The sequence below is a fragment of the Deinococcus indicus genome (assembly GCF_002198095.1).
Taxonomy (GTDB): domain Bacteria; phylum Deinococcota; class Deinococci; order Deinococcales; family Deinococcaceae; genus Deinococcus; species Deinococcus caeni.
This window is the reverse complement of sequence record NZ_NHMK01000039.1, coordinates 1-22,286: the sequence shown is the minus strand read 5'-3', so window position 1 is coordinate 22,286 and position 22,286 is coordinate 1. Positions and strand designations below refer to the sequence as shown.

The window sequence follows — 22,286 nt, the reverse complement described above, 5'->3', positions numbered from 1 at the left end:
CGGGTTCCGGACGTGGAGCCGGCAGGGCGGTGAAGTTCCGGATTGTCGGCGAAACAAACGGCAGTCCGTATCAGTCCGGGGCGGGTGCCGTGGGGGGCGACTCCCGGAACATCCAGCGGGCCGCGAGGGCGGTGCTGACCGGCACGACCAGCACCATACACAGCAGGGCCAGCAGCAGGGCGGTCAGTTCGGTGAACAGGCCCTCGCCGCTCATCTGCACCCACAGCGGCGTGGTGCGGTTGGCGCGCAGCAGCAGCAGGAGCGGCAGGGCGCCGGCAGCGTACACCAGGACCAGCACGTTCACCATGCCGGAGGCGTGGTCCGCGCCGATCTGCATGCCCTGGCGGAACAGGTCGCGGCGGCTGCGGGCGTGGCCGGTGCGGGCGAGCGCCGCGACGGCCGAGGTCTGCGTGATCGCCACGTCGTTCATGGCGCCCAGCGCGGTCAGCATGACGCCCACGACGTACAGGCTGACGGCGTCCACGCCGTAGGAGGCCTGCGCGACGGTGGCGCCACGGTCGGACAGGCCGGTCAGGTGGCCGGCGCCGACCAGCAGGGTCAGCAGGCCGAATCCGGCGGCCGCGCACAGCAGCAGCGCGGCCAGCGCGGCGTGGCTCTTGCGGTTCAGGCCGTGCACGAAGTACACGCTGAGCGCCAGGACCAGCCCCAGGGACGGCAGGAGCGTCAGGGTGCCGGCGCCGCCGGTCAGGCGGGGCAGCAGCACCAGCCAGAGCGCGGCGAGACACAGGCCGCTGCCCAGCAGCGCCCGGAAGCCCTGGAGGCCCGTGACGCTCAGGGTCGCGGCGATCAGCAGGGCCAGCAGGACCAGCAGCAGCGGCCAGCGCAGCGGGCCTTCCAGGACGTGCTGGCCGCCGATCTCCTGAACCACGACCCGCTGGCCGGGGCGCGGCCGGGATTCGGCGTACGTGACGGCCGTGACCACCTGACCGTCGTCCAGCCGGATGCGGGCCTCGCCCGGCGCGGCCGCCTGCTCGTACGTGCCGGCCCCGTAGCCGCTCAGGGTGGGCGGCGCGGGCGGCAGGGGCGCGCGCAGCGTCCACAGCGCGGCCCAGGCCAGCGCGGCGCCCAGCAGGGCAGTCAACCAGGGGTGTCGGCGCAGCGCGGCAGTGAACAGAGCTTTGGACGGGGCAGGCACCGGCCCAGGGTAACAAGCCCCGGCGGGGTCACCGGCGGAGTCACCAGCAGGCTCACCGGCCCGGCGGCGCGGCGCGGGCCGGTCCCGCCGACGGGGCCGGTGCGGGCGGCGGGAGGGTGCTCAGGACGGCGGTGGTGCCCAGCACCGTCACGAGCAGCAGCGCCTCGCGCGCCAGGGCGACCCGCGCCTGCGGTGAGCGGGCCGCGAACGCCCGGCGGACCAGGATGGCCGCGCCGAGCGCCAGGGCGACCAGGGTCACCTTGACGAGCAGCGTCTGCCCGTACAGCGTGCCGGTCCACTGCGCGGGCGAGCGCAGGTGCTCGCCCGCCATGAGCAGGCCGGTGCCGGCCAGGACGGCCACGCTGCCCAGCGCGGCCGGCGTGAACCGCCGCGCCAGGGCCACCGTGAGCGGCCGGGTGGTCACGATGGCCAGCACGCCTCCGACCCACACGGACATGGCCAGCAGGTGCGCGGCGTGCAGGCCGCGCACCCAGGGGCCGTGCCCGGCGCCGTGCCCGGTGCCGGCCGCGCCCCACGCGAGCAGCAGCGCGGCCGCCAGGACCGGCCAGCGCGGGCGGCTGCCCAGTTCGGCGGCGAGCAGCAGCAGCGCGCCGATCAGGCCGCCCAGCATGGCCCGGCCGGTGGAGGTGCCGCTCAGGTAGTCGAGCAGGTCGGTGGGGGCCGTGAACCCCAGCGCGCCCAGGGTCAAGGCCGCCTGCCCGAGCCAGCCGAGCAGCAGCAGCGCCAGCCCCGCCCCCAGGAAGCGCGTGGGGGGGTGGCCCGGCGTGAGCCAGCGGCGGGCCAGCGCCCCGCCCAGCAGCAGGGCCACGCCCGCGAAGCCCAGGGCGGCCAGCGCGGCAGTCACGCGGGGCGGCCCTTCACCGGACCCGGAAGCTGCTGTGGCCCGAGACGGGGTGCCCGTCCTCGGAGAGGATCTTCCAGGCGATCACGTACGCGCCGGGTTTCAGGTCGGCGCGCAGCGGCAGGGTCACGCGGGCCGCCAGGGCGGGAAGGGTGGCGGCGCGGTTGACGAGGCGGGCGCTGCCGGGCTTCTCGGCCAGGGCCAGCGTGGCGGCGGCCTGGGCAGTCCGGCCGGTGGGGACGGCCATCACCCGGAAGGTGGAAAAGCGCGTCTCGACGGCCTCGTTGAAGGTCAGGGTCACGGAGGCCGGGGCGCTCACGGTGGCGTTCAGGGCGGGCGTGACGGACGTGACGGCGGTGTGCGCGCCGGCCAGGGACAGGCTGAGCGCCGCGAGCAGGGCAGTGAGTCGGTGCATGGGAACTCTCCTTGGGTGGTTACTTGACGGTGGTCTTGCCGGCCGGGCCCTTGGCAGGGTCCGCGTCGTCCCACGCCACGACGCTGCCGTCACTGTACGTCTGGTAGATCTTCCAGATCAGTTCGCCCGCCTGCGCAGGGTTGCGCGCCTGGAAGAAGAACCGCGCGTACTCCATGGGGGCCACGCGGCCCTTCCACACGACCTCGGTCACCAGTCCGTCGGCGTTCTTCGTGACGGTGCGGGTGAAGCCGGGCGTCACCTGGAAGCGGCTGATGGTCACGCCGGCCGGCACGACGAGGCGGATCTGCGTGGTCGTGATCTCCTTCTCGGTGGGGACGTTCAGGCGGTACGTCTCGCTGACACCCACCTTGCTCTCGGACAGGCCGCCCTCGGTACGGACGGTCGCGTGCGCCCCCGCCACGGAGATCAGGACGGCGGCGGACAGGGACAGCATGGAACGGATCAGGGTTTTCATGGGGAACTCCTCGGGTGGGGGCAGGACCTGCGGGCCGCAGCCGGCAGACAGGCACCTGCGGAACGGGGGCAGGGGGCCGGCAGTAGGGAGCCGGAAGTGCCGGGCACTCCGGGCAGGGGGGATGGGCCACGGGGGCCGCGGCGGCCGTGGCCGGGAGCGCAGCGCAACGTGTGTCGGCGCAACGTGGTCGTTGCAGCGCGGGCGGCGCTCAGCCCAGGGTGGGGGGCGCACGCGGGTCCGCGTGACGGACGGCAGAAACGGCCGGTCCGGCAGGGCGGACGGCCGCAGGGACGACCGGGGCAGGCACGGTCGGGAGGGTCGTGGCGGGCGCGGCAGCCAGCGCGAAGCCGGCCGTCAGGCAGAAGGGGCAGTGGGGACCGGCGTGCTCCGCGTGTCCGGGCGGGGCGTTCGGGGCGGCGTCGGTCCGCGCGTGGCCCGCGTGACGGTGCGGGGCGTGCCCGGCCGGTGCGTCCGCGACGGACGCCGGGCTGGCGTGCTCGTGGGGCGGGTGTCCGGCGCCGGGGTGGGCGGCGGTGTCGGCCGGGGCGGCGCGCTCACCGGCCGGAAGAACCCGGACGGACGCAGCCGGGCCGGAGGCAGCTAGGGCGGGGCGGGTCACGGCGGGAGGGGTCAGGCCCAGGCCGCCCGCGCCGGGGCTGCGGGTCAGGTGCATCAGGGACGCGACGAGCGTCAGCAGGACCAGCACGCACCGCTCCACGGCACGGACCGTGAAGGGAAGGGGGGCGCGCCGGGCGTGCATCGCGGGTCACCATAGCGCGCCGGGCGGGTGGGAATGTCCTGCCCGGCGCCCGCCCCGACCTTCGGATGCACTTCAGGTACGGGCACCGGGGCGCCGTTCCTCCGTAGACTACAGACCGGTCGGACCGTCACGGTCCGAGGACGACGCGTGGAGCCGAAGGGGGACGGTTCCGGGTGGAGACTGCCTGGCAGCGCACCTGTCGAGAGGAGGCACAGATGAACACACAACCCACCCTCCCGCCCGGAAGCGGCGCGGCGGACGTGACATGGGACTGATGACGGCGGCCGTGGCGCTGCCGTTCCTGATGGCGGCCCTGTGCGCGGCGCTCGCCGGACGCCTGGGCCGCGCGACCGGCGTGCTGGCCGCACTGGCGTTCGTGCCGGCGCTGCTGCTGGCCTCGCGCACGGGCGGCGAAACGCTGAGCGAGACGACCCGCTGGGTGCCGGACCTGGGCCTGAACCTGGTGTTCCGCGGGGACGGCTTCTCGCTGATGTTCGCGGTGCTGATCGGCGTGATCGGCACGCTGGCGAGCCTGTACTCGGTGACGTACCTGTCGGACCGCGAGCGCTTCGGGCGGTTCTACCCGTACCTGCTGGCGTTCGGCGGGTCGATGCTGGGCCTGGTCCTGAGCGACAACCTCGCGGCGCTGTTCGCGTTCTGGGAAATGACCAGCGTCACGAGTTTCCTGCTGATCGGCCTGTGGCACACCCGCAGTTCGGCGCGTGACGGGGCGGTCAAGGCCTTCCTGATCAGCGCGCTGGGCGGCGTGGCGCTGCTGGCGGCCGTGGCGATGCTGGGACTGGCCGGCGGCAGCGCGCAGCTGTCGCAGCTTGATCTGGACGCGGTGCGGGCCTCGCCGCTGTTCGTGCCGGCGCTGCTGCTGACCGTGCTGGCCGCCGCGACGAAGTCTGCGCAGCTGCCGTTCCACCTGTGGTTGCCGACCGCCATGGAAGCCCCGACGCCCGTGTCGGCGTTCCTGCACTCGGCGACGATGGTCAAGGCGGGCGTGCTGCTGGTCGCGAAGTTCGGGCTGATCTTCTCGGTCAGTCCGCTCTGGAGTGGGCTGCTGGTGCCGCTGGGACTGGCGACCATGGTGTGGGGCGCGTGGCTGGCGCTGCGGCAGAACGACCTCAAGGCACTGCTGGCGTACTCGACGGTCTCGCAGCTGGGTCTGCTGGTCAGCCTGTACGGCGTAGCGGACGCCGAGGGTCGCTTCGCGGCGACGACGCACCTGCTGAACCACGCGGCGTTCAAGGCGGCGCTGTTCTTCGTGGTGGGCATCATCGACCACGAGACCGGCACGCGGGACGTGCGGCGTCTGTCGGGTCTGCGCCGGGCGCTGCCGGTCACGTTCGTCGTGGCCGTGCTGGCGGCCCTGAGCATGGCGGGCCTGCCGCCGCTGGGCGGGTTCCTGAGCAAGGAACTGTTCTACGAGACGATGTGGCACCAGGGACCGCTGTTCCTGGCGGTGGCGGTCGCGGGAGGCGCGCTGACCTTCGCGTACAGCGCGCGGCTGCTGCGGGTGTTCACCGGCGAGCTGAGTGCCCCGAAGGTGCCGCATGAGGCCGGCGCGGGCCTGACGGTCCCGGCGGCGCTGCTGGCCGGCGCGGCCCTGCTGATGGGCCTGTGGCCGGCCCTGACCGAGACGCTGACCCGCACGGCGCAGGAGGCGCTGGCCTTCGCGTCGTACGGTGGGCACATCCGCTGGTGGCATGGCGTGACGCCCGCCCTGCTGGGCACGCTGGTCACCTGGGCGCTGGGCGCGGCGCTGGTGTGGCAGGCTCCGGCCGCGCAGCGCCTGCAGGAACGCCTGACGCCGCGCTGGAACGCCAACCTGTCGTACGTGCTGATCCTGACGCTGCTGAACACCCTGGCGAGCCGCGTGACCGCGCGCACGCAGGGGCTGGCGCTGCCGGACCAGCTGCGCCTGAGCCTGGGCGCGTCCGCCCTGATCGGCGGGTACGCCGTGTGGCAGGCGCCGCAGGTGCTGCCCCGGCTGGGGACCGTGCCCCTCGAGGCGCTGCCGGTCGCGGCGCTGCTCGTGGCGGGCGCGGTGGGCGTGGCGCTGTCCCGTAACCGCCTGACGGCGGTCGTCCTGACCGGCCTGACCGGGTTCGGGAGCGCCGTGTCGTTCCTGCTGATGCGCGCCCCGGACCTCGCACTCACGCAGCTGCTGGTCGAGACGGTCACGGTGATCCTGTTCCTGCTGGTGTTCCGGTTCCTGCCGGGCGTGCGGGACCTGCCGCGCACCCGGGGCCGCCTGGGCCTGGACCTGCTGCTCTCGGCGGCCGCGGCGGCGGGCGCCACGCTGCTGGTCATGGCCAGCCTGCGCTTCCTGGCGCCGCCGATCTCGCCGTACTACCTGCTCAACTCGTACAAGGAGGGCGGCGGGAAGAACGTCGTGAACGTCATCCTGGTGGATTTCCGCGGTTTCGACACGCTGGGTGAGATCACGGTCGTGGCGGTCGTGGCGCTCGCCGTGGGCGCGCTTGTGCGCCTGGGGCGGCCCGGACAGGCCCCGCCGGAAGTGGACGCCGAACAGCTGGCCGCGCCGGCCCCCCGGAGGAAACCGTGAGCGGGGGCCGCAAGGGACGCGCCGGGAAACGGCCCGCCGCCCGTCCTGGCCCCGCGGCCCGGCCGAACGCCCTGACCGACGTGGGCGACCCGGTCCTGCGGGTCGTGAGCCGCGCGGCGTTCGCGCTGGTGATGCTGCTCACGGCGCTGCTGCTGTGGCGCGGGCACAACGCGCCGGGCGGGGGGTTCATCGCGGGCCTCATGACCGCCTGCGCGCTGATCCTGCACCGCGTGGCGAACGGACGCTGCGCGCTGAACTTCCCGCCTTTGACCGTGGTGCCGTGGGGACTGGCGCTGTCGTTCACGACCGGACTGGTCCCGTACCTGCTGGGCCGCGCGTACCTGAAAAGCGACTACGGGTACGTCAGCACGCCCCTGACCGGCGAGTTCGAGTGGGCGACCGCGCTGCTGTTCGACGTGGGCGTGTACCTGATCGTGGCCGGCTCGGCCCTGCACATCGCCTACGAACTGATTGACGTGAACCCGCGCGAGCGGGTGGAGGACGACCGATGACCCACCTTTCCCGGACCCCGACCCGCCCGCCGGGCGCGGCGCAGGGCCGCCCGCACCACACCCCCACCCGGAGGCCGACATGGAACCGCTGTTCGCGCTGCTGATCGGCGTGCTGGTCGGCACCGGCGTGTTCCTGCTGCTGTCGCGCACGATCATCCGGGTGGTGCTGGGACTGGCGTTCATCGCGTACGGCGTGAACCTCGCCATCCTGACGGTCGCCGGACTGCGGCCGGACGCGCCGCCCCTGCTGACCCTGAAGGGCCCGTACGTGGACCCGCTGCCGCAGGCGCTGGTCCTGACCGCCATCGTGATCGGGTTCGCCACGACCGCGCTGCTGCTGACCGTCGCGCTGCGCGCCTACCAGGTCGCCGGGCACGACGACGTCGAGGCCTTCGGCGACAGTCTGGCCCGCGACCCGGACAGCCCGGACGGCCTGCACGCGGACGCCAGTCACCTCGGGCCGGACGAGCCGACCGAGGCCCCGACCTCCACCCGCCGCGCGCCCCGGAGGCCCGCGTGAGCGGCGTGACGACCTCCTGGCTGCCGCTGGCGCCCATCCTGGTGCCGCTGGGGATGGGCATCCTGATGCTGGCCCCCATGGGCCGGCGCGCCCGCGCGGGACTGGCGCTCGCGGCGGCGCTGCTGACGCTGCTGTGCTCGGCGCTGCTGCTGTCGGCCGTGTGGAACGGCGCGGTGCTGGTCAGTGAGCTGGGCGCGTGGCCCGCCCCGTTCGGGATCGTCATGACCGCCGACCGTCTAGGCGCGTTCATGAGCGTCCTGGCGTCCGTGTCGGCGCTGCTGGCGACCTGGGCGGCGCTGGTCAACCCGGACCCCGCGCGCGAACGCCACCACCTGTTCACGCTGATGGCCGTGCTGTTCGCCGGCGTGCAGATGTCGTTCCTGACGGGCGACCTGTTCAACCTGTTCGTGGCCTTCGAGGTGATGCTGGTCGCCAGTTACGCCCTGGCGGTCCTGGGCTCCACCCGCGAGCAGCTGCGCGAGGGCTTCCGGTACATCGTGATGAACCTCGCGGCGTCCGCGCTGCTGGTGCTGGCCTGCGGCCTGACGTACGGCGCGCTGGGCACACTGAACTTCGCGCACCTCGCGCAGCGCAGCGCGGAACTCGGCCCGAACGCCACGGTCAACGCCATCAGCGTGCTGCTGCTGCTGGTGTTCGCCGCCAAGGGCGCGCTGTTCCCGCTGGGCTTCTGGCTGCCCGGCACGTACCCGGCGCTGCCCGCCGCGACCGGCACGTTCTTCGCGGCGATCCTGACCAAGGTCGGCGCGTACGCCCTGATCCGGGTGTTCACGACCGTGTTCACGGAGGACCCGGCGCTGCCGCAGACGCTGCTGCTGATCCTGGGCAGCGTCACCATGCTGTACGGCGCGCTCGGGATGCTCAGCCAGCGCGAGTGGCGCTCCGTGCTGTCGTTCGCGGTGGTCAGTTCCGCCGGGTACGTCGCGTTCGGCCTGGGCCTGGGCACGCCGCTGGCGCTGCGCGCCACGCTGTCGTACCTCGCGGTCAGCGTGGCCGTCACGGCCGCGCTGTTCCTGATCGCCGCCGTGGCCGAACGGGCCGCCGGGACCCGCAACGTCCGCGCGCGCGGCTTCCTGGACGAGCGGCCCTGGCTGGCCGGGGCGTTCCTGCTGTGCGCCCTGACGACCGCCGGACTGCCCCCCACCGCCGGGTTCATCGCGAAGTTCGCGCTCGTGCAGGCCGGCGTGCAGAGCGGTACCCCGCTCGCGTGGGTGGCGGTCACCTGCGCGCTGCTGGCGAGCCTCGTGACGCTGCTGGCGCTGCTGAACGTCTGGCGCGGCTTCTTCTGGGGCGAGGCGACCGGCACCCGGCCCGCGCCCGCCCCGCGCGGCACGCGCCTGCCGGCCTACGCGGCGTCCGCGCTCGTCGCGGCGCTCGCCGTGGGCGGCGGCTCCCTGCTGTCCTTCACCGGGGCGGCCGCCAGCGACCTGCGCGGCGACGGTTACGTGCGCGGCGTGCTGGGAACAGGCCCGGTCGTCATTCCCGACGCGCCCGCCGGCGAGCAGTCGGACGCAGGGCAGTCGGACGCAGAGCAACCGGCCGGAGGGCAGCCATGAGGGGCCTGGCACTGAACCTGCTGCTGGCCGTCACCTGGGCGCTGTTCGCCGGGCAGGTCGCCGTGCGCGAACTGCTCGTCGGGTTCCTGGTGGGCTTCGGCATCCTGGCGCTGTTCCCGCGCGCCCTCGGCAGCGCCGGGTACGTGCGGCGCAGCGTCGCCACCCTGCGCTTCACGGGCTTCTTCCTGAAGGAACTGTCGCTCGCGAACGTGCAGGTGGCGCTGCTGGCCCTGCGCCCCCGCCCGCCGCTGAACCCGATGATCGTCGCGTACCCCATGCGCCTCGAGGGCGAGACGGCGCAGACGCTGCTGGCCGCCACCATCACCCTGATGCCCGGCACGGTCGCCATGGGCTTCGACGACGAGCGGCGCGTGCTGTACGCGCACGCCATCGGGCTGCCCGGCGCGGCCGAGGCGCGCGACTCCATCCGCCGGGTCGAGGACGCCCTGCTGCCGGTCCTGACCCGCCGCGCCACCCCGGAGGTCCACCCGTGATCCTGAACCTGGCCCTCGTCATCGTGACGCTCTCCACCCTGCTCGTCGCGGCGCGCGTCCTGCGCGGCCCCAGCTGGGGCGACCGCATCATGGCCTTCGATTTCCTGAGCGTGAACCTGATCGTCCTGATCGTCCTGATCGCCGTGAAGACCCGCCTGCTGGTCCTGCTGGACGCCGCGCTGGTCCTGAGCCTGCTGGGCTTCCTGACCACCGTCGCCCTGACCCGCTACCTGCTGACCGGCCGGGTGATGCGGTGAACGACTTCAGTCCGCTGCGCGACATTCCCATCCTGATCGGGTCGTTCTTCGTGCTGACGGCCGCCGTCGGCGTGCTGCGCTTCCCGGACCTGTACTCGCGGCTGCACGCCAGCAGCAAACTGGTCACGCTCGGCTCGGCCGGGATCTTCCTGGGCGCGGCGCTCGAACTGACCGAGGCGGCCGCCTTCACGCGACTGGCCGCGATCCTGCTGTTCCAGTTCCTGACCACCCCCCTGAGCGCGTACCTGATCGCGCAGGCCGCGTACCTGCGCGCCCTGCCACCCCGCCTGAGCGGCCCGGACGAATGGAACCAGCTGGGCCGCCACCCGCAGCCCGGCGACGAACCCCCCCGCGAGGACCCGGCTGACTGACCCGGACTCTGCTTGGATGGCTTGCAAGCCATTCAAGCGGAGTAACTGCTCAGCAGGGTGATTTCCCGGAGTCGATTGGGTAAGGTAGAGCGATCAGCGAGCCCCCCTGCCCAAACTGTGAACGTCTCGAGGCACGCATCCGTGAGCTCGAAGCGCAGGTTGCGGTCCTCCTGAAACGCCTTCAAGAGCTCGAAGGACGACAGGCCAAGAACAGCCACACGTCCAATCAACCACCCAGTCAGGACAAACCCTGGCAGCCCAAGAGTGAGCGCCAGAAGACCGGCCGGTCTTCTGGCGCTCAACCAGATCATCCCGGCAACACCCTCAAGATGTCAGCGCATCCCGACCACACGGTCCACCTCTCTGTCACGGGACACTGCACCTGCGGACAGGTCTGGGATGACATTCCAGTCGACACTCAGGTTACTCGACAGGTCCATGACCTCCCAGCGTGGCAGCTTCAGATCACCGAATACCGCGCCGACGTCAAAATCTGTCCTGGCTGTCATCACCGGCAACGAGCACCCTTCCCGACGCACGTCACGGGTCAGGTGCAGTACGGCCCACGGGTCCACGCCTTGACGGTGTATCTGAACGTGGCGCACTTCGTGCCCCTCGAACGCACCAGTGAGATTCTGCGTGCTCTCTGCGGGGCGCGACCCAGTGATGGCACCATCGCCCTCAACCTCAACCTCGCGGCCGATCGGCTGCAGGACTTTGAGTCGCACCTCCGAACGGCACTGACGGAGCAACCGGTGCTGCATGCAGATGAGACCGGCAGCCCAGTGAACGGAAAGCTGCAATGGATGCATGTCGTGAGCTGCGCGCAGCTCACGTTCTACGGCCAGCATGCCCGGCGTGGCCGCGCAGCCCTGGAGGACATGAAGATCCTGCCGAACTATACGGGCATCTTGGTCCACGATGCCTGGAGCTCGTACTTCAAACTTCCGGCACAGCATGCGCTGTGCGGTGCTCATCTCCTGCGGGAACTGCGGGGATTGGCCGAACACCATGGGCAGGTCTGGGCTGGAGCACTTCGGGAAGCGCTGAGGACGGTGTATCACGAGCTCAAAGCTGGGACGCTAAGCCCAGAGGCCCGCACAGCGTTTGAACGTCGATTTGATGAGCTGCTCGAGGAGGGCTTGCTGGCCAATCCGGCCGCGCCGCCCGTTCCGGGACGGCGGGGCAGGGCGAAGCAGTCACACGGGCGGAATCTGGCGTTACGGTGCCAGCAGCACCGCTGCGCGGTGCTGCTGTTCCTGCATGATCGCCGGGTGCCGTTCGACAACAATCAGGCGGAACGGGACGTGCGGTCCTGGTGCGTGAAACGCAAGGTGTCTGGGGGATTCCGGTCCGCGGAGGGCGGGCAGAATTTCGCTCGGATCAGGAGCTATATCTCCACGCTGCAGAAGCAGGGTCTCAGCGTCTGGGAGGGTCTGGTCAGCGTGTTTACTGGTGACGTGCTCATGCCCAATTTCAACCTCTGAACTGGCCCTGCTGAGCAGTTACGAATTTGATTGATTAAAAGATTGATCATCATCAGAGAAGCCGTCCGATTTACGTCGTGCGCGCCATTTTCAGATTTTTCCTGGCCGAGATGTCCGAACTCGGGCCGCCAGAACTGACCGAGATGTCCGAACTTTCCTCTTCAAAACTGACCGAGATGTCCGAATACCCTCTCTGCGACTGACCGAGATGTCCGGACAAAACCAACCCAGATGTCCGACCGGGTCTCCACTCAATTGACCGAGATGTCCGAACAGGCAGGAGAGCAAGTGGCCGAGATGTCCGAACTTCTTGAGTTCAACATTACCTGGATCAATTCGGACATCTCGGTCAGTTCCCACGCGACACTTCTTTCTGAAAAATCCACGCTGGCAACGGTCTGCAACTCCTTGCCGCTTCCACAACTGACCGAGATGTCCGAACTCCCGGGTGGCCGAGATGTCCGAACCTCAAGGCAGATGGTCGGTGCAGGTCTTCATCCTCTGTTGAATTCGGACATCTCGGCCATTCCTGCATGTGCGCGTTGCCAGCCAGGCGAGAAGCAGGCACGCTCTTGAAGCGACGCAGCGTCTTCCCCGGCGCCGGCCCAGCAGCGTTCGCTGACAGGTGTTTCACCGAGAAGCTCCGGGGAAGCCCCTAGGTCTGGCTGCTGCCCGGCCGCGGGCAGGTGTAGGCGTGTAATACGGACTGCCGTTTGTTTCGCCAACAATCCGGAACTTCGCCGGATTGCCGGCTCCACGTCCGGAACCCGTTTCTCTCCTTCTCGCATCCGCTCGGATTGAACGGGCTTTGCAGCCCATTCAATCGGAGTCCGTATAACGTCTGCACGAAGTGCGCGGGGCCCGGGTCGCTGGGGAAGGTCGTGGACGGCAGGCTTGCGAAGGACCCGATTCAAGACGATGGGGGCCGCCATGACCCTTCACGCTCATTTGCGCTGACCTGCCGTCCACCTGCGCGGTACGCTGCCCGTCATGACCGAACGGGTCCAGCAAACCAGACGCAAGGCCCCGCTCCCACAGCGGACGCCCGAACAGATGGACGTGCCAGTGGCCATGGAGCCCCTCGCCGTCCAGCGGCAGGCCCTCACAAGGCACGGCACCCGCCCACAGACCGCGCAGCGTCACGCGGCCGGGCCGGTCCTGCGGGCCGCCAGCCTGGACCGCCAGGAACACACCCACCTCGAACAGGAACGCGGCCACGTCCAGCGGCAGGTAGCAGTGCTCGGTGAAGTGACGACTGTGGGGCCACAGGCGGACCCCCGCCCCGTTCCCGATCGGCCCACCACGCCCGCCGAGTGGGTGACTGTGATGCGCGCCCGGGTCGAAGAGGTCCAGGGACAACCGCTGGATTACCGGAGCAGCACAGCCTTCACCTCACTCCAGCGGCAGGTGGCCCAGACGCTCGTGCAGGGTTTCCGCTCGGATCGGGGCGACGCCCAGGCCCGCTACGCCGCGTACGGTGAGCATCTCGCCACCCTGCAGCGTCATCCGGTGAGCGCACCGGTCGCCCGGGTGGTGCTGGGTCTGGTTCCTCCGGCGGAGCGTCTCCCCCTTCAGCGGGCGGTCGACGAGACCCTGCAGCGCTTCCAGGCGCAGGAGCAGGCTGCCCTGAACTTCGACACCCTGCAGACCCTCCAGCGGCAACTCGCGGAACTGGACGCCGAGGCGACCCAGCCCGTGCTGGCCCGCATCCAGGCGCGCAGGGGAGCTGGCAATCCACTCCCGGAAGCCATTCAGCGCCACCTGGAGCAGGGCCTGAACCACGACCTGAGCCGCGTACGGATTCACGATGACGCGGAAGCCGACAAGCTGGCCAAAGGCGTGAACGCCATCGCGTTCACGACGGGCACGGACATCTTCTTCCAGGCGGGGCGCTTCAATCCGAGCACGCAGAGCGGCCTGGAACTCCTGGCGCACGAGGTCACGCACACCGTCCAGCAGAGCCAGGGCCGCGTGGGCACCGGCATCGACCCGGACGCCGGGCTGGAGAGTGAGGCGCGCAGGATGGGCGCACAACTGGCGAGTGCAGGGCCGATCAGGCAGACGGCCGGCCGACTGAAGCCACTCGTTCCGGCCGTGAGTCTGCGGGGCTTACAGCGCGCCCCGGGATCGGCCGCCGGTATCGCCAAGTGGCGCAAGAGGCTGGACAGCCTCAACAAGGAACTTGCGTTGGACCTGACAGACCTCCTGACCGGCGCTCCGGACGCCGCCCGCTGAACGGAACGCACCGGTCCTGCCCGGGCAGTTCGCCAGATCAGTTGCGGTTCATGGGGGGTTTCTGCGGCGCGGTGTGGCACATGAGCTCCTGCCAGTGCCGGTGGTGATCCTGCGTGAATCCGCGAGCAGCGAACACGCCCTCGTCCCACCCGACCGTGAGCAGCACATGCTGGGCGTCCACCAACCCATGCGCGGCCATCAGATCCACCCATCCGAGATCCGCCTGGAGTTCCCCGAGTTCGCTGCTGGGGTACGCCAGCCAGCTGCCGGTCCAGTCGACGTGCGGGCCGTGTACGGCCGACACGCAGTCACTCCACCCGAGCGCGTACCGCTCGTCGGGCTGCAGGAGCGCCTGCACGGGATCCGCATGCCAGTGCGGGTACAGCGGCGGCGTCGCGAGGTGAACGTGCAGGGTGTCTCCAGTCTGCTCACCGAACAGGAGCCCTGAACGCAGGCGACCAGGAACGTACAACTGCTCATGCAGGGACCGGAGGGCCCCGCTGGTGAACGTCACTTGAGCGAGAGGCAGGTGGTCGCCAGTGGAACGGGTGTCAGGCGGATGCCCGAGAAAACGTCGATGTGCGCGCATATATAACTCCTTGTCGTGTGGGTCGTAGTGACAGTTCAGCGGGCACGCCCGCCGGAATGGGATGGTGAATGCCGGGCGCACCCTGCGTGGTTCGCCCGGCTGGAGAGACTCAGAGAGTGACGATGAGTTGTGGGGTTACGACTGACCTGATGCGCCGATCTTTCTGTTCAGGGCGCGTGCTCTTGGCGCGTGCGCAGGCGATCCAGCAGTGCCCGGGCTTCCGGAACGGTGGCGGCCTTGCCGATCCTGATGAGATCCAGGGCGCCCACGAGACCGGCGATGAACGCTTCCACAGCCTCGTCCCGCACCGCCCGTCCATCCGTGGTGGTGTCCAGACGCCGGGACAGCAGCGTCAGTGCGGCCGATGCGGTGCGTTCCACGTCCGGTGGTGGCTCCGGCGAGGCCGGCTGCCTGGTGTTGGGAACTGCGGTTTCCTGCTTGCCGGTACCTGTAGCTGGCGGAGCTGCCGGCGTGGAGGTCCGGGCCGCCGCACCGGGCAGCACGTACCGGTCCGGGTGGGCGAGGATGTCGAGCAGGAGGCCCGCAGGATTCGTGACCCGCTCACGGTACGGCGTGGCACGCAGCGCCGCCAGGGTTCGCACGGCAACCTCGACCTGTGCGAGCGTGAACTGACGGGCCAGTCTGACGGCGCGTCCCGGCGCGACCCCCTCAGCAGTGAGGAGTGTAACCGCATGGGCGTCGAATGGCCGGGTTTCTGGTTGTGAGGGAGAACCGCCAGATCCACTCACCGCGCGGGGATCATCACCTGAACCGGGAACATCCAGTGTGTCAGCGGCGGATGGATAGAACCGGTAGGTGATGACCTGCGCCGTGCCACGACCTTTGAACTCCACGCCTTCCAGTAGCCCGGCGCGTTTCAGCGACTCATGGACGGGCGCCAGAGCCCTTACGACCTTGTCCGGGCGATCCCAGTGAAGGCCGAGGTGCGCGGCCCACCGCATCAGTGGAACTCGGTAGGTGTCAGCGAGGTTTTCATCGTTCTGGAGGCGCAGAACACTGAGCGTCAGAAACGCGTTGCGGGCCATGGGTTGCTTCAGCTGTTCGAGAAGTCGGCGATCCACGGCGCGCAGGTATCCGTCCCGCACGCTCTGCATCACTGTCCGGTCCAGTTGCACTGTGACCTGCGTGTGGGGTTGCCAGCGACCAATAGTTTCACCTATGGCGGCTATTCCGTTCACTTCGACCCGCACGATGATGCTCATCGTTACACTGCGCCACTGTACGCGCCCCTGGTCGAACCAAGAATCCCGAATCTCGTATGAGGTACGCTGTAGCCTCCTCAGGGTTTCGTGAACCTCTTTGTAAGCGCGGGCACTGGGCTGCACGCCACTCATTCGCAGCAGTTCCACTACCGTCATGGTGACCTTGTCGTCATCAGGCATGTCCTGTATCACGGCGGCCGTAACAAGTCCCAGCAGCACGTCATTATCGGTTCCGTGAGGGACGACGTCGCCGGCTGCGGCTGTACATTCAATACGGATCGCCCCATGGCTGTCTAGCTCGACCGTCTTATGCCACTGCGTCTGATGCGTTTGCTTGACACTCTGAATCAGATTCAGCCGCGCCAGATTCCTCTCTATGTGCGTGATGCCCACCGCCCGCTGGGCTGGTTGGTCAGATTGCAGCGAGATTACCTTTTTTCCGCGCATTGTTCAACTTCCTGGTTTATGTGAATGATGATGTTTTTTCTTTTAAATACTTAAAAAACATCATCATCAAAGACGAATTCGTGAAAGCGCTCTAGGACGTTGTTTTTGGACAAACCCCCCAAATCGCCAACGGTGATCGGGGACAAACCCCCCAAATCGCCAACGGTGATCGGGTGCAAACCCCCCAAATCGCCAACGGTGATCGGGTGCAAACCCCCCAAATCGCCAACGGTGATCGGGGACAAACCCCCCAAATCGCCAACGGTGATCGGGGACAAACCCCCCAAATCGCCAACGGTCACTGTGCGGGGGACAGAATCTCGGGACTTCCAGTTACAGGGATGCGTCCACCTCGATGTCGGGTTGCGGGAGCGAGCCCGCCAGTGCCCTGGACTCGAGCGATGTGCTGAACAACCCGTTGAGGTCTGCGAGGAGCGAGCGGTGCGTGGCGACGAGCGCCGCCGTGCCGCCGGCCAGAACGTACGCCAGGGGCGTCTGCCCGTCGAACGGCGGACGGTTGTTCTCACGGGTGAACCAGCGCTCGGGGTAGCGGTTGTAGAGGACGTGGACGGCCTGGGCGATCTCCACGCTCGACCGGATCCTCTGCTGCTGCTCTGGGGAGACGGGCAGCGGGAGGCCGGTCCGGAGCGCGAGTCGCACCGCGCGGGCGTCCAACCCGAGCAGCTGTACCTGCTGCGCCGTGGTGAGGCCGACGGTCGCCAGGAGGTGCAGGTTGGCGGCGAGACGGGTGGCGGGGATGCTGGACGTACCCCGCGTCATGAGCAGATCCTCCCCGAGGTAGGCGAGGCCAGTCCCCGCAGTCCGGAAGTGCGCTCGTCCACTGGCGCACGGACGGATATCAGGAGCGTCATGCCGCACGCCGACGCTGCCGACGCCAGTGGAACGACGGTCGCACACCGTACTGGCGCAGTCCACGGGCATGAACGTTACGGGCGGCGTTGACATCCACGTGCTGAACGCCGACGCACCGCGGGCATACAAATCGTTTCCCGTCGCGTTTTCCGATCGTATCGGGATGGACGTGGCACACCTGACTGGTTCCCCGCGCGTTGACGCGCTCGAACGGCACGCCCGCCCGAAACAGCGCCTGCGGTAACCAGGAGAAATGAAAATCGAGAGTCGCCTGCAGGCGGCCGGTCGCGATAAAACCGCCCCACATGCCCTCGATGGTGAGCTGCTCGGCGTAGACCATGCTCGCGGTACGGGCGAGAAACCGGATGGCGGCCTCCGCCTCCTCGCGTCCGGCGGCGTACGTGAGGAGCCGCAACACCCGCCTCTCCTCCGCGGAGTAGTCGTCGCGGCGGCGCAGCGCGTTGAGCAGCGGGAGGGGCCCGCCGAACATCTCCACGCGGCCGTCACCGCCGGCCGCACAGACGACGGGCGAACTGCCGAGATCCAGCCCGAACGTCGTCAGCTGGGCCGCGGGTTCGAGGTCGGCGGTGGGGGTCAGCTCGAACGCGAGGCGGGTGAACCAGTGGCCGTCGGGCGTGCGGATGAACTGGGTTCGCGCCGGGTGCCACACAGCCGTGAACCCGCTCGACGGCGTGACGAGCTGTGGGGGCTGACCGGCGTGGAGCCCCCGAGCGACGACGTCGGTGATTCGTTCCCGAAACAGTGTGACGTTGGCGTCGGGGTCGCGGAGGATCGTCAGCAGCTCGTCCAGTCCGGTGTACTGCCGGAAATTCGGCGACGCGTCAATCACGGCGATGAGGGGCGCGGAGGGGAGTGCATGCACCTCGGTGCGGATCACGAGGTCACCGATCTGCAGGTAGTTGCTGTCGAGCGCGGTGACGTGCAGACCGGTCGGGAGATCGAAAAGGCGGCCCCGAGGGCCGCATTTGGCCAACTGAGATGGCTGTCCATCAAACAGGGCGTCGAGTTTGGGATAGCTCTCTTTGTGGTTGCGTGTGCTGTACGTGTCCAGATCGTTAAATGCCATGGGAGCCTCCGTGTGGTGGGTGCGTCGTCATGCGACGGCGATGCGATGACGGTCAAACGGGCGTTCGACAGCAAAAAAGGCCGCCCCCGTAAGGGGGCGAATTTCACGGGAAGGTGGCTGCCGAGTGCTCCGTTGATCGTGATCGCAGGTGCGATGTCGTGATGGTCTGCTGTAGCAGGTGAGCCGAAAATAGTCAGAGAATGGTCCGGCTGGATATCTGCAGTGGGAGGCGCCGGCCCCGGCCATAACACGAACGGCACGGATGTGACGCATGGTGGTGTGACCGCCGGTTCTCCATGCGGCTGGATCATCGCCAGGTTTGTGATTGAGCGCATGCCTCCCCGTTTTCACCACCCGCGGGCCCAACGGGCTCCGGGTGGTGTAGAGGTATGTGGGCAGAGGAACGCCACGCCAACGGCACGTCCGTGCCGCCACCTCTGCTGGACGGGTCTATGCCGCCTCCCGGTCCCGCAGCGCCCGCCGCACGTTCACCCACCGGCCCGCGGTGTCCTCCGCCGACAGACTCCATTCACCCGGCGCCCAGTCCGGCCGCCCGAACACCCCACTCCCCACGCCGAACGCCCGCAGAGCCGCCGCCGCTTCCAGCACCACCGACTCGTCCCGCCACGCCCGCGCACTCACCGCGCGGAGCGTCACGCCGTCCACCACCCGCACCGCCGGCGCGATCAGCAACCCCCCACGCCGCGCGTCGAAGATCGTCCGCCACCCGGAACGCAACTCCAGCAGCGCCCGCTCCCCGCCATGCGTGATGGAGACTCCCACGCCCGAAAGAGGAGACAACGCCGACCCGTCCGGCTGCACGTTCCAGCACTCCGGCCCCAACGCTTCATTCAGATTCATCAGCACCCACCTCGCAGCAGAAGAGAAGACACACACCAGCACCCATCGGCGGGCGAGGGTCACCAGACCCCGCCTGCCGACAGGCAGAGAGAGGGCGCGCCTGGCACCGGAGCCGACCTGTGCCGTCGGGCGTCACCTGAGCAGAGAGAGGGCGCGTCAGTCAGCGGAGTCAGCGCGCGAGGTCCGGCGTCCGTCGAACAGCCACCGTCACGTCCCGTTCTCCGCTCCTCAGTCCCGCGCTCCGGCCGTCAACGCCACCGCCGTCATGAGCAGCAGACGCCCCAGGCCACCGGACGACGAACGCCGGACCGGGTCGTCCTCCACCCGGACCGAGAACGGCTCGCCCGCCCGGGCCTGCGACTCGATCACCGTCACGCCCTCCACCCGCACGCCCACCTGATTCAGGTACGGCGACACCAGACTCACCACGCCGCGCGACGAACCCACCCCCGCCACCAGCGCCGCCGCCCGAACCCGGACGTCCGCCCGCCGCAACCACCCCGCATCCCATGAGGTCAACGTCACGTCCCCCACCCGCACCGACGGCGGCCGGACCAACCGCACCCGCCGGCCCACCTCCACCACCGTCCGGGTGCCGGACGGCAACTGCACCAGCACCCGCCGTCTATCCGGAGACAGGGAGACGAACGCTCCCCGCACCGGACACAGGACCCGCCCGCCTCGCTGCACATCCCAACCCGCACAGAGCATCAACGCCCGCAGGTCCGCCACGCCATCAGTCGTCATGCCATCCCTCGTCGGCGGGTGAGGGTCGCCAGACCCCGCCCCGCCGGAAAGCAGAGAGGGAGTGTCAGTAGCCGGAGCCGACCTGTGCCGTCGAGCGTCACCCGAGCAGAGAGAGGGAGCGTCAGTCGCCTGAGGCAGAGCGCGAGGTCGGGCGTCAGTCGAACAGCTCCCGTCACGGTCCCGTCCCTCCTCGTTCAGCGCTAACGGCCAGAGGAGAGGTACGCCTGCGGCGCACCCCTCCCCACATCAACCGTCATCCCCTGTCGGCAGGCGAGGGTCGCCAGACCCCGCCTCGCCGGACCCGCCCATCACCGCCGAGCCGTCACCGGCTCCAACCGCGCGCCCGCCGGAACCCGAGCTGTCAACCAGCACTCACCCGACCGGCCCGCCGGCCACGCACTCACCTGAAGCATCACGCCACGCAACCCGCGAACGAACGCCCCCGACCCCACCTGGTCTCCGCTGCTCGCATGCACCGTCACCCGGGACGGCAGCACACCCGAACACCCGGCCGGCAGGAACAACCCGAACCGCGCCGCGCCCGGCCGGGCGAAACACCGCAACCGCCAACCGCCCTCCGGACTCGCCCATCCCAACCCCACCGGGACGTACCCGCCGTCCGAACCGAGCGCCGTCACGAACACATCCGCCCGCCGACCACTCACGCCCGCACCGCCCGGCTGCGCCTCGGCAAGATCACCAGTTTCGTTTCGCCTGCCGGGATGATCACGTCCAGAGTCGCCAGCACCGCCCGGCCCTCCCGCGACACCCACGCCCGGCCCACCTCGAACCAGTCCGTTCCGCCCGACACCGCCGGACGGGTCACCATCAACCGGAACTGCGTTCCCGGCTCGTACCCGTTCGCGTCTTTGATCACCAGCGTCTCGTCCGGCACGCCACCCTCCAGTTGAATGTTCCACCCCCCGCCGTTGCGATGGCGGAAGGCAACACCGACGTTCCTCCACCGAGCCGACCGATCCCGAACCACCACCGCCGCCTGAGTCATACCACCCTCCACCGAGCGGCGCGGGTCGCCAGACCCCGCCGCTCGCATCACCACGCCGCACGCCAACCGCCACCCATCACACCCAGGCGAACACCCACCACCCACCAACGCCCGGCACCCGTCACGTCCAACCCACCAGGCGACCAGCGAGCGACACCAGACGACCGGCGACCGAGACCGGAGGCCGGAGACCGGCGAGCGACACCAGACGAACAGTCGACCAAGACCGACCAGCATCACCGGCGACCGAGACCGGAGACCGGCGAGCGACACCAGACGACCGGCGACCGAGACCGGAGGCCGGAGACCGGCGAGCGACACCAGACGAACAGTCGACCAAGACCGGCGAGCATCACCGGCGACCGAGACCGGAGGCCGGAGACCGGCGAGCGACCCCGGACGAACAGTCGACCAAGACCGGCGAGCATCACCGGCGACCGAGACCGGCGAGCGACCCCGGACGAGGAGTCGGCGGCAACCGACCAGCATCACCGGCGACCAGCGAACGACACCCCTCCACACCAAACGTCACCCCCCCACCCCTCATTGCGGGACGCGCCCAACGGGCCGGCCCGCAGGCAACCCACCCCTCGACCGTCAGAAAAAAAACACGACCCCCTCTCGCCTCCACGCCAAACGCCACCCCCCACCCCTCATTGCGGGACGCGCCCAACGGGCCGGCCCGCAGGCAACACACCCCCCAGACGCCGCCGCCGACGCCTCAGCCGACCCGAAAAACCGCACTGCGCAACAAACGCAACACCCGAGACGCCCCGCAGGACACACCCAAAAACAGTCCACACCCCCGCAACGCCGAAAGGGACGACGGAAAACATGCGTCGATGAGGAAACCTCTCTGCTTAGGACTGTAGGAAATCGGAGAGAACCTCATTTCCAGATGCGCTCATTCTCGGTACGAGTTACCCCTTGAATGAGGGGCTTTTTTCGAGGCTCCGGGCCTCGTCCGGCCTCGACGCTCGCGCCTCCCAGGCCTCCGTCGACGCTCCGCGCCGCTGCTCAAGTGCGCCGAAATTATTTCTGACCGGTCGTATCGCTCCGAAAAAAAATAAATGACCCGTCAAGAATCATGCGCGCTTCACCCGTCGCGGCGAAAAAGTTCAGCGCAAGTTCACCCCTCCGTCCCCTCGCGGAGCAGTGTAGACAACTGAGATCCGCGTTCAGATTCAGCCCCGCCGCTCCGCATGCACGACCCCCTTCACTCTCAGCCGCGAGGTCAAGCGGGCATCAGACTCCGCCGCAGGTGACTGATCGCTGCCTCTTGCCGGAGGTCAGCGGAGATCAGAGAGTCTGGTCATCAGGAGTCAGTCGCGGGTGGACGTTGGAGGTTCGTGGACTGAACTTCGCGTCACCGCTGCTCCGGTTTTGATGCAACGAGGGTCGCCCGTGGTCGGTCGAGGCGTATCGTCTGAGGTCATCGGAGATCAGAGAGTCTGGTCATCAGGGGTCAGTCGCGTGTGGATGTTCGAGGTTCGTGGACTGAACTTCGCGTCACCGCTGCTCCGGCTCTGATGCCGCGAGGGTTGGCGGTGATCAGTCGAGGCGTGTCGTCTGCGGTCATCGGAGGTTAGAGAGTCTGGTCATCAGGGGTCAGTCGCGCGTGGACGTTGGAGGTTCGTGGACTGAACTTCGCGTCACCGCTGCTCCGGTTTTGATGCAACGAGGGTCGCCCGTGGTCGGTCGAGGCGTATCGTCTGAGGTCATCGGAGATCAGAGAGTCTGGTCATCAGGGGTCAGTCGCG

The 22,286-nt window shown here is 69.1% G+C and carries 22 protein-coding genes; 10 read left to right on the top strand and 12 right to left on the bottom strand.

Features of this window, described 5'->3' with window-relative positions; translation table 11 throughout:
• Nucleotides 1–70 precede the first annotated feature (70 nt).
• The 5 genes from CBQ26_RS20845 to CBQ26_RS20825 form a co-directional block, all read right to left on the bottom strand.
• Nucleotides 71–1,156 carry a YibE/F family protein gene (locus CBQ26_RS20845; RefSeq protein WP_244898094.1) on the bottom strand — a complete coding sequence of 362 codons (1,086 nt, stop codon included), beginning with the start codon at nucleotides 1,154–1,156 and terminating at the stop codon, nucleotides 71–73.
• A gap of 52 nt (nucleotides 1,157–1,208) precedes the next feature.
• Nucleotides 1,209–2,021 carry a CopD family protein gene (locus tag CBQ26_RS20840; RefSeq protein ID WP_088250287.1) on the bottom strand — a complete coding sequence of 271 codons (813 nt, stop codon included), beginning with the start codon at nucleotides 2,019–2,021 and terminating at the stop codon, nucleotides 1,209–1,211.
• A 13-nt stretch (nucleotides 2,022–2,034) separates the two neighbouring features.
• A complete protein-coding gene (locus tag CBQ26_RS20835) occupies nucleotides 2,035–2,433 on the bottom strand; it encodes a copper resistance CopC family protein (protein ID WP_088250286.1) in 399 nt (132 codons plus the stop codon).
• 19 nt (nucleotides 2,434–2,452) lie between these two features.
• Nucleotides 2,453–2,908: a DUF1775 domain-containing protein gene (locus CBQ26_RS20830; protein ID WP_088250285.1), complete on the bottom strand. Its 456-nt coding sequence runs from the start codon at nucleotides 2,906–2,908 to the stop codon at nucleotides 2,453–2,455.
• Between the two features lie 208 nt (nucleotides 2,909–3,116).
• Nucleotides 3,117–3,614, bottom strand: a complete 498-nt coding sequence (locus tag CBQ26_RS20825; protein ID WP_244898093.1) for a hypothetical protein — start codon at nucleotides 3,612–3,614, stop codon at nucleotides 3,117–3,119.
• A 319-nt stretch (nucleotides 3,615–3,933) separates the two neighbouring features.
• On the opposite strand from CBQ26_RS20825, the gene mbhE reads away from it, so the two are divergent.
• The 10 genes from mbhE to CBQ26_RS20775 all read left to right on the top strand — a co-directional run bounded on the left by mbhE (nucleotide 3,934) and on the right by CBQ26_RS20775 (nucleotide 13,693).
• On the top strand, nucleotides 3,934–6,243 hold the full coding sequence (gene mbhE / locus CBQ26_RS20820) for a hydrogen gas-evolving membrane-bound hydrogenase subunit E (protein ID WP_342351789.1): 2,310 nt from the start codon (nucleotides 3,934–3,936) through the stop codon (nucleotides 6,241–6,243).
• Nucleotides 6,240–6,755, top strand: coding sequence for an MnhB domain-containing protein (locus CBQ26_RS20815; protein WP_244898092.1), 516 nt, complete (start codon nucleotides 6,240–6,242; stop codon nucleotides 6,753–6,755). The genes mbhE and CBQ26_RS20815 overlap by 4 nt, the downstream gene beginning before the upstream one ends.
• 79 nt (nucleotides 6,756–6,834) lie before the next feature.
• Nucleotides 6,835–7,275 (top strand): Na+/H+ antiporter subunit C, encoded by a 441-nt coding sequence (locus CBQ26_RS20810; RefSeq protein ID WP_088250283.1) that lies wholly within the window; start codon nucleotides 6,835–6,837, stop codon nucleotides 7,273–7,275.
• Nucleotides 7,272–8,849, top strand: a complete 1,578-nt coding sequence (locus CBQ26_RS20805; protein WP_244898091.1) for a complex I subunit 5 family protein — start codon at nucleotides 7,272–7,274, stop codon at nucleotides 8,847–8,849. The genes CBQ26_RS20810 and CBQ26_RS20805 overlap by 4 nt, the downstream gene beginning before the upstream one ends.
• Nucleotides 8,846–9,343: a Na+/H+ antiporter subunit E gene (locus CBQ26_RS20800; RefSeq protein ID WP_088250282.1), complete on the top strand. Its 498-nt coding sequence runs from the start codon at nucleotides 8,846–8,848 to the stop codon at nucleotides 9,341–9,343. The genes CBQ26_RS20805 and CBQ26_RS20800 overlap by 4 nt, the downstream gene beginning before the upstream one ends.
• Nucleotides 9,340–9,600: a monovalent cation/H+ antiporter complex subunit F gene (locus CBQ26_RS20795; protein WP_088250281.1), complete on the top strand. Its 261-nt coding sequence runs from the start codon at nucleotides 9,340–9,342 to the stop codon at nucleotides 9,598–9,600. Before CBQ26_RS20800 ends, CBQ26_RS20795 begins: the two co-directional genes overlap by 4 nt.
• Nucleotides 9,597–9,971, top strand: coding sequence for a monovalent cation/H(+) antiporter subunit G (gene mnhG, locus CBQ26_RS20790; protein ID WP_088250280.1), 375 nt, complete (start codon nucleotides 9,597–9,599; stop codon nucleotides 9,969–9,971). The genes CBQ26_RS20795 and mnhG overlap by 4 nt, the downstream gene beginning before the upstream one ends.
• 92 nt (nucleotides 9,972–10,063) lie before the next feature.
• Nucleotides 10,064–11,458: an IS66 family transposase gene (tnpC, locus tag CBQ26_RS20780; RefSeq protein WP_425319432.1), complete on the top strand. Its 1,395-nt coding sequence runs from the start codon at nucleotides 10,064–10,066 to the stop codon at nucleotides 11,456–11,458.
• 231 nt (nucleotides 11,459–11,689) lie between these two features.
• Nucleotides 11,690–12,034: a hypothetical protein gene (locus CBQ26_RS21630; RefSeq protein ID WP_143342236.1), complete on the top strand. Its 345-nt coding sequence runs from the start codon at nucleotides 11,690–11,692 to the stop codon at nucleotides 12,032–12,034.
• A gap of 414 nt (nucleotides 12,035–12,448) precedes the next feature.
• Nucleotides 12,449–13,693 carry an eCIS core domain-containing protein gene (locus CBQ26_RS20775; protein ID WP_088250515.1) on the top strand — a complete coding sequence of 415 codons (1,245 nt, stop codon included), beginning with the start codon at nucleotides 12,449–12,451 and terminating at the stop codon, nucleotides 13,691–13,693.
• 37 nt (nucleotides 13,694–13,730) lie between these two features.
• Here the strand turns inward: CBQ26_RS20775 and CBQ26_RS20770 are convergent, their stop codons facing one another.
• The 7 genes from CBQ26_RS20770 to CBQ26_RS20740 all read right to left on the bottom strand — a co-directional run bounded on the left by CBQ26_RS20770 (nucleotide 13,731) and on the right by CBQ26_RS20740 (nucleotide 20,415).
• Nucleotides 13,731–14,165, bottom strand: coding sequence for a hypothetical protein (locus CBQ26_RS20770; RefSeq protein WP_216360397.1), 435 nt, complete (start codon nucleotides 14,163–14,165; stop codon nucleotides 13,731–13,733).
• A gap of 284 nt (nucleotides 14,166–14,449) precedes the next feature.
• Nucleotides 14,450–15,952, bottom strand: coding sequence for a replication initiator protein A (locus CBQ26_RS20765; RefSeq protein ID WP_088250514.1), 1,503 nt, complete (start codon nucleotides 15,950–15,952; stop codon nucleotides 14,450–14,452).
• 333 nt (nucleotides 15,953–16,285) lie between these two features.
• The gene (locus CBQ26_RS20760; protein ID WP_088250513.1) at nucleotides 16,286–16,732 is read right to left on the bottom strand and encodes a hypothetical protein; all 447 of its coding nucleotides are present in this window, start codon (nucleotides 16,730–16,732) and stop codon (nucleotides 16,286–16,288) included.
• An 88-nt stretch (nucleotides 16,733–16,820) separates the two neighbouring features.
• Entirely contained in the window at nucleotides 16,821–17,912 is a 1,092-nt protein-coding gene (locus CBQ26_RS20755) for a zinc ribbon domain-containing protein (RefSeq protein ID WP_088250512.1), read from the bottom strand.
• A gap of 450 nt (nucleotides 17,913–18,362) precedes the next feature.
• A complete protein-coding gene (locus tag CBQ26_RS20750) occupies nucleotides 18,363–18,773 on the bottom strand; it encodes a hypothetical protein (protein ID WP_143342235.1) in 411 nt (136 codons plus the stop codon).
• Nucleotides 18,774–19,001: 228 nt separating this feature from the next.
• Nucleotides 19,002–19,298 carry a hypothetical protein gene (locus CBQ26_RS21625; protein ID WP_143342234.1) on the bottom strand — a complete coding sequence of 99 codons (297 nt, stop codon included), beginning with the start codon at nucleotides 19,296–19,298 and terminating at the stop codon, nucleotides 19,002–19,004.
• 883 nt (nucleotides 19,299–20,181) lie between these two features.
• The gene (locus CBQ26_RS20740; protein WP_088250509.1) at nucleotides 20,182–20,415 is read right to left on the bottom strand and encodes a hypothetical protein; all 234 of its coding nucleotides are present in this window, start codon (nucleotides 20,413–20,415) and stop codon (nucleotides 20,182–20,184) included.
• Nucleotides 20,416–22,286 lie beyond the last annotated feature (1,871 nt).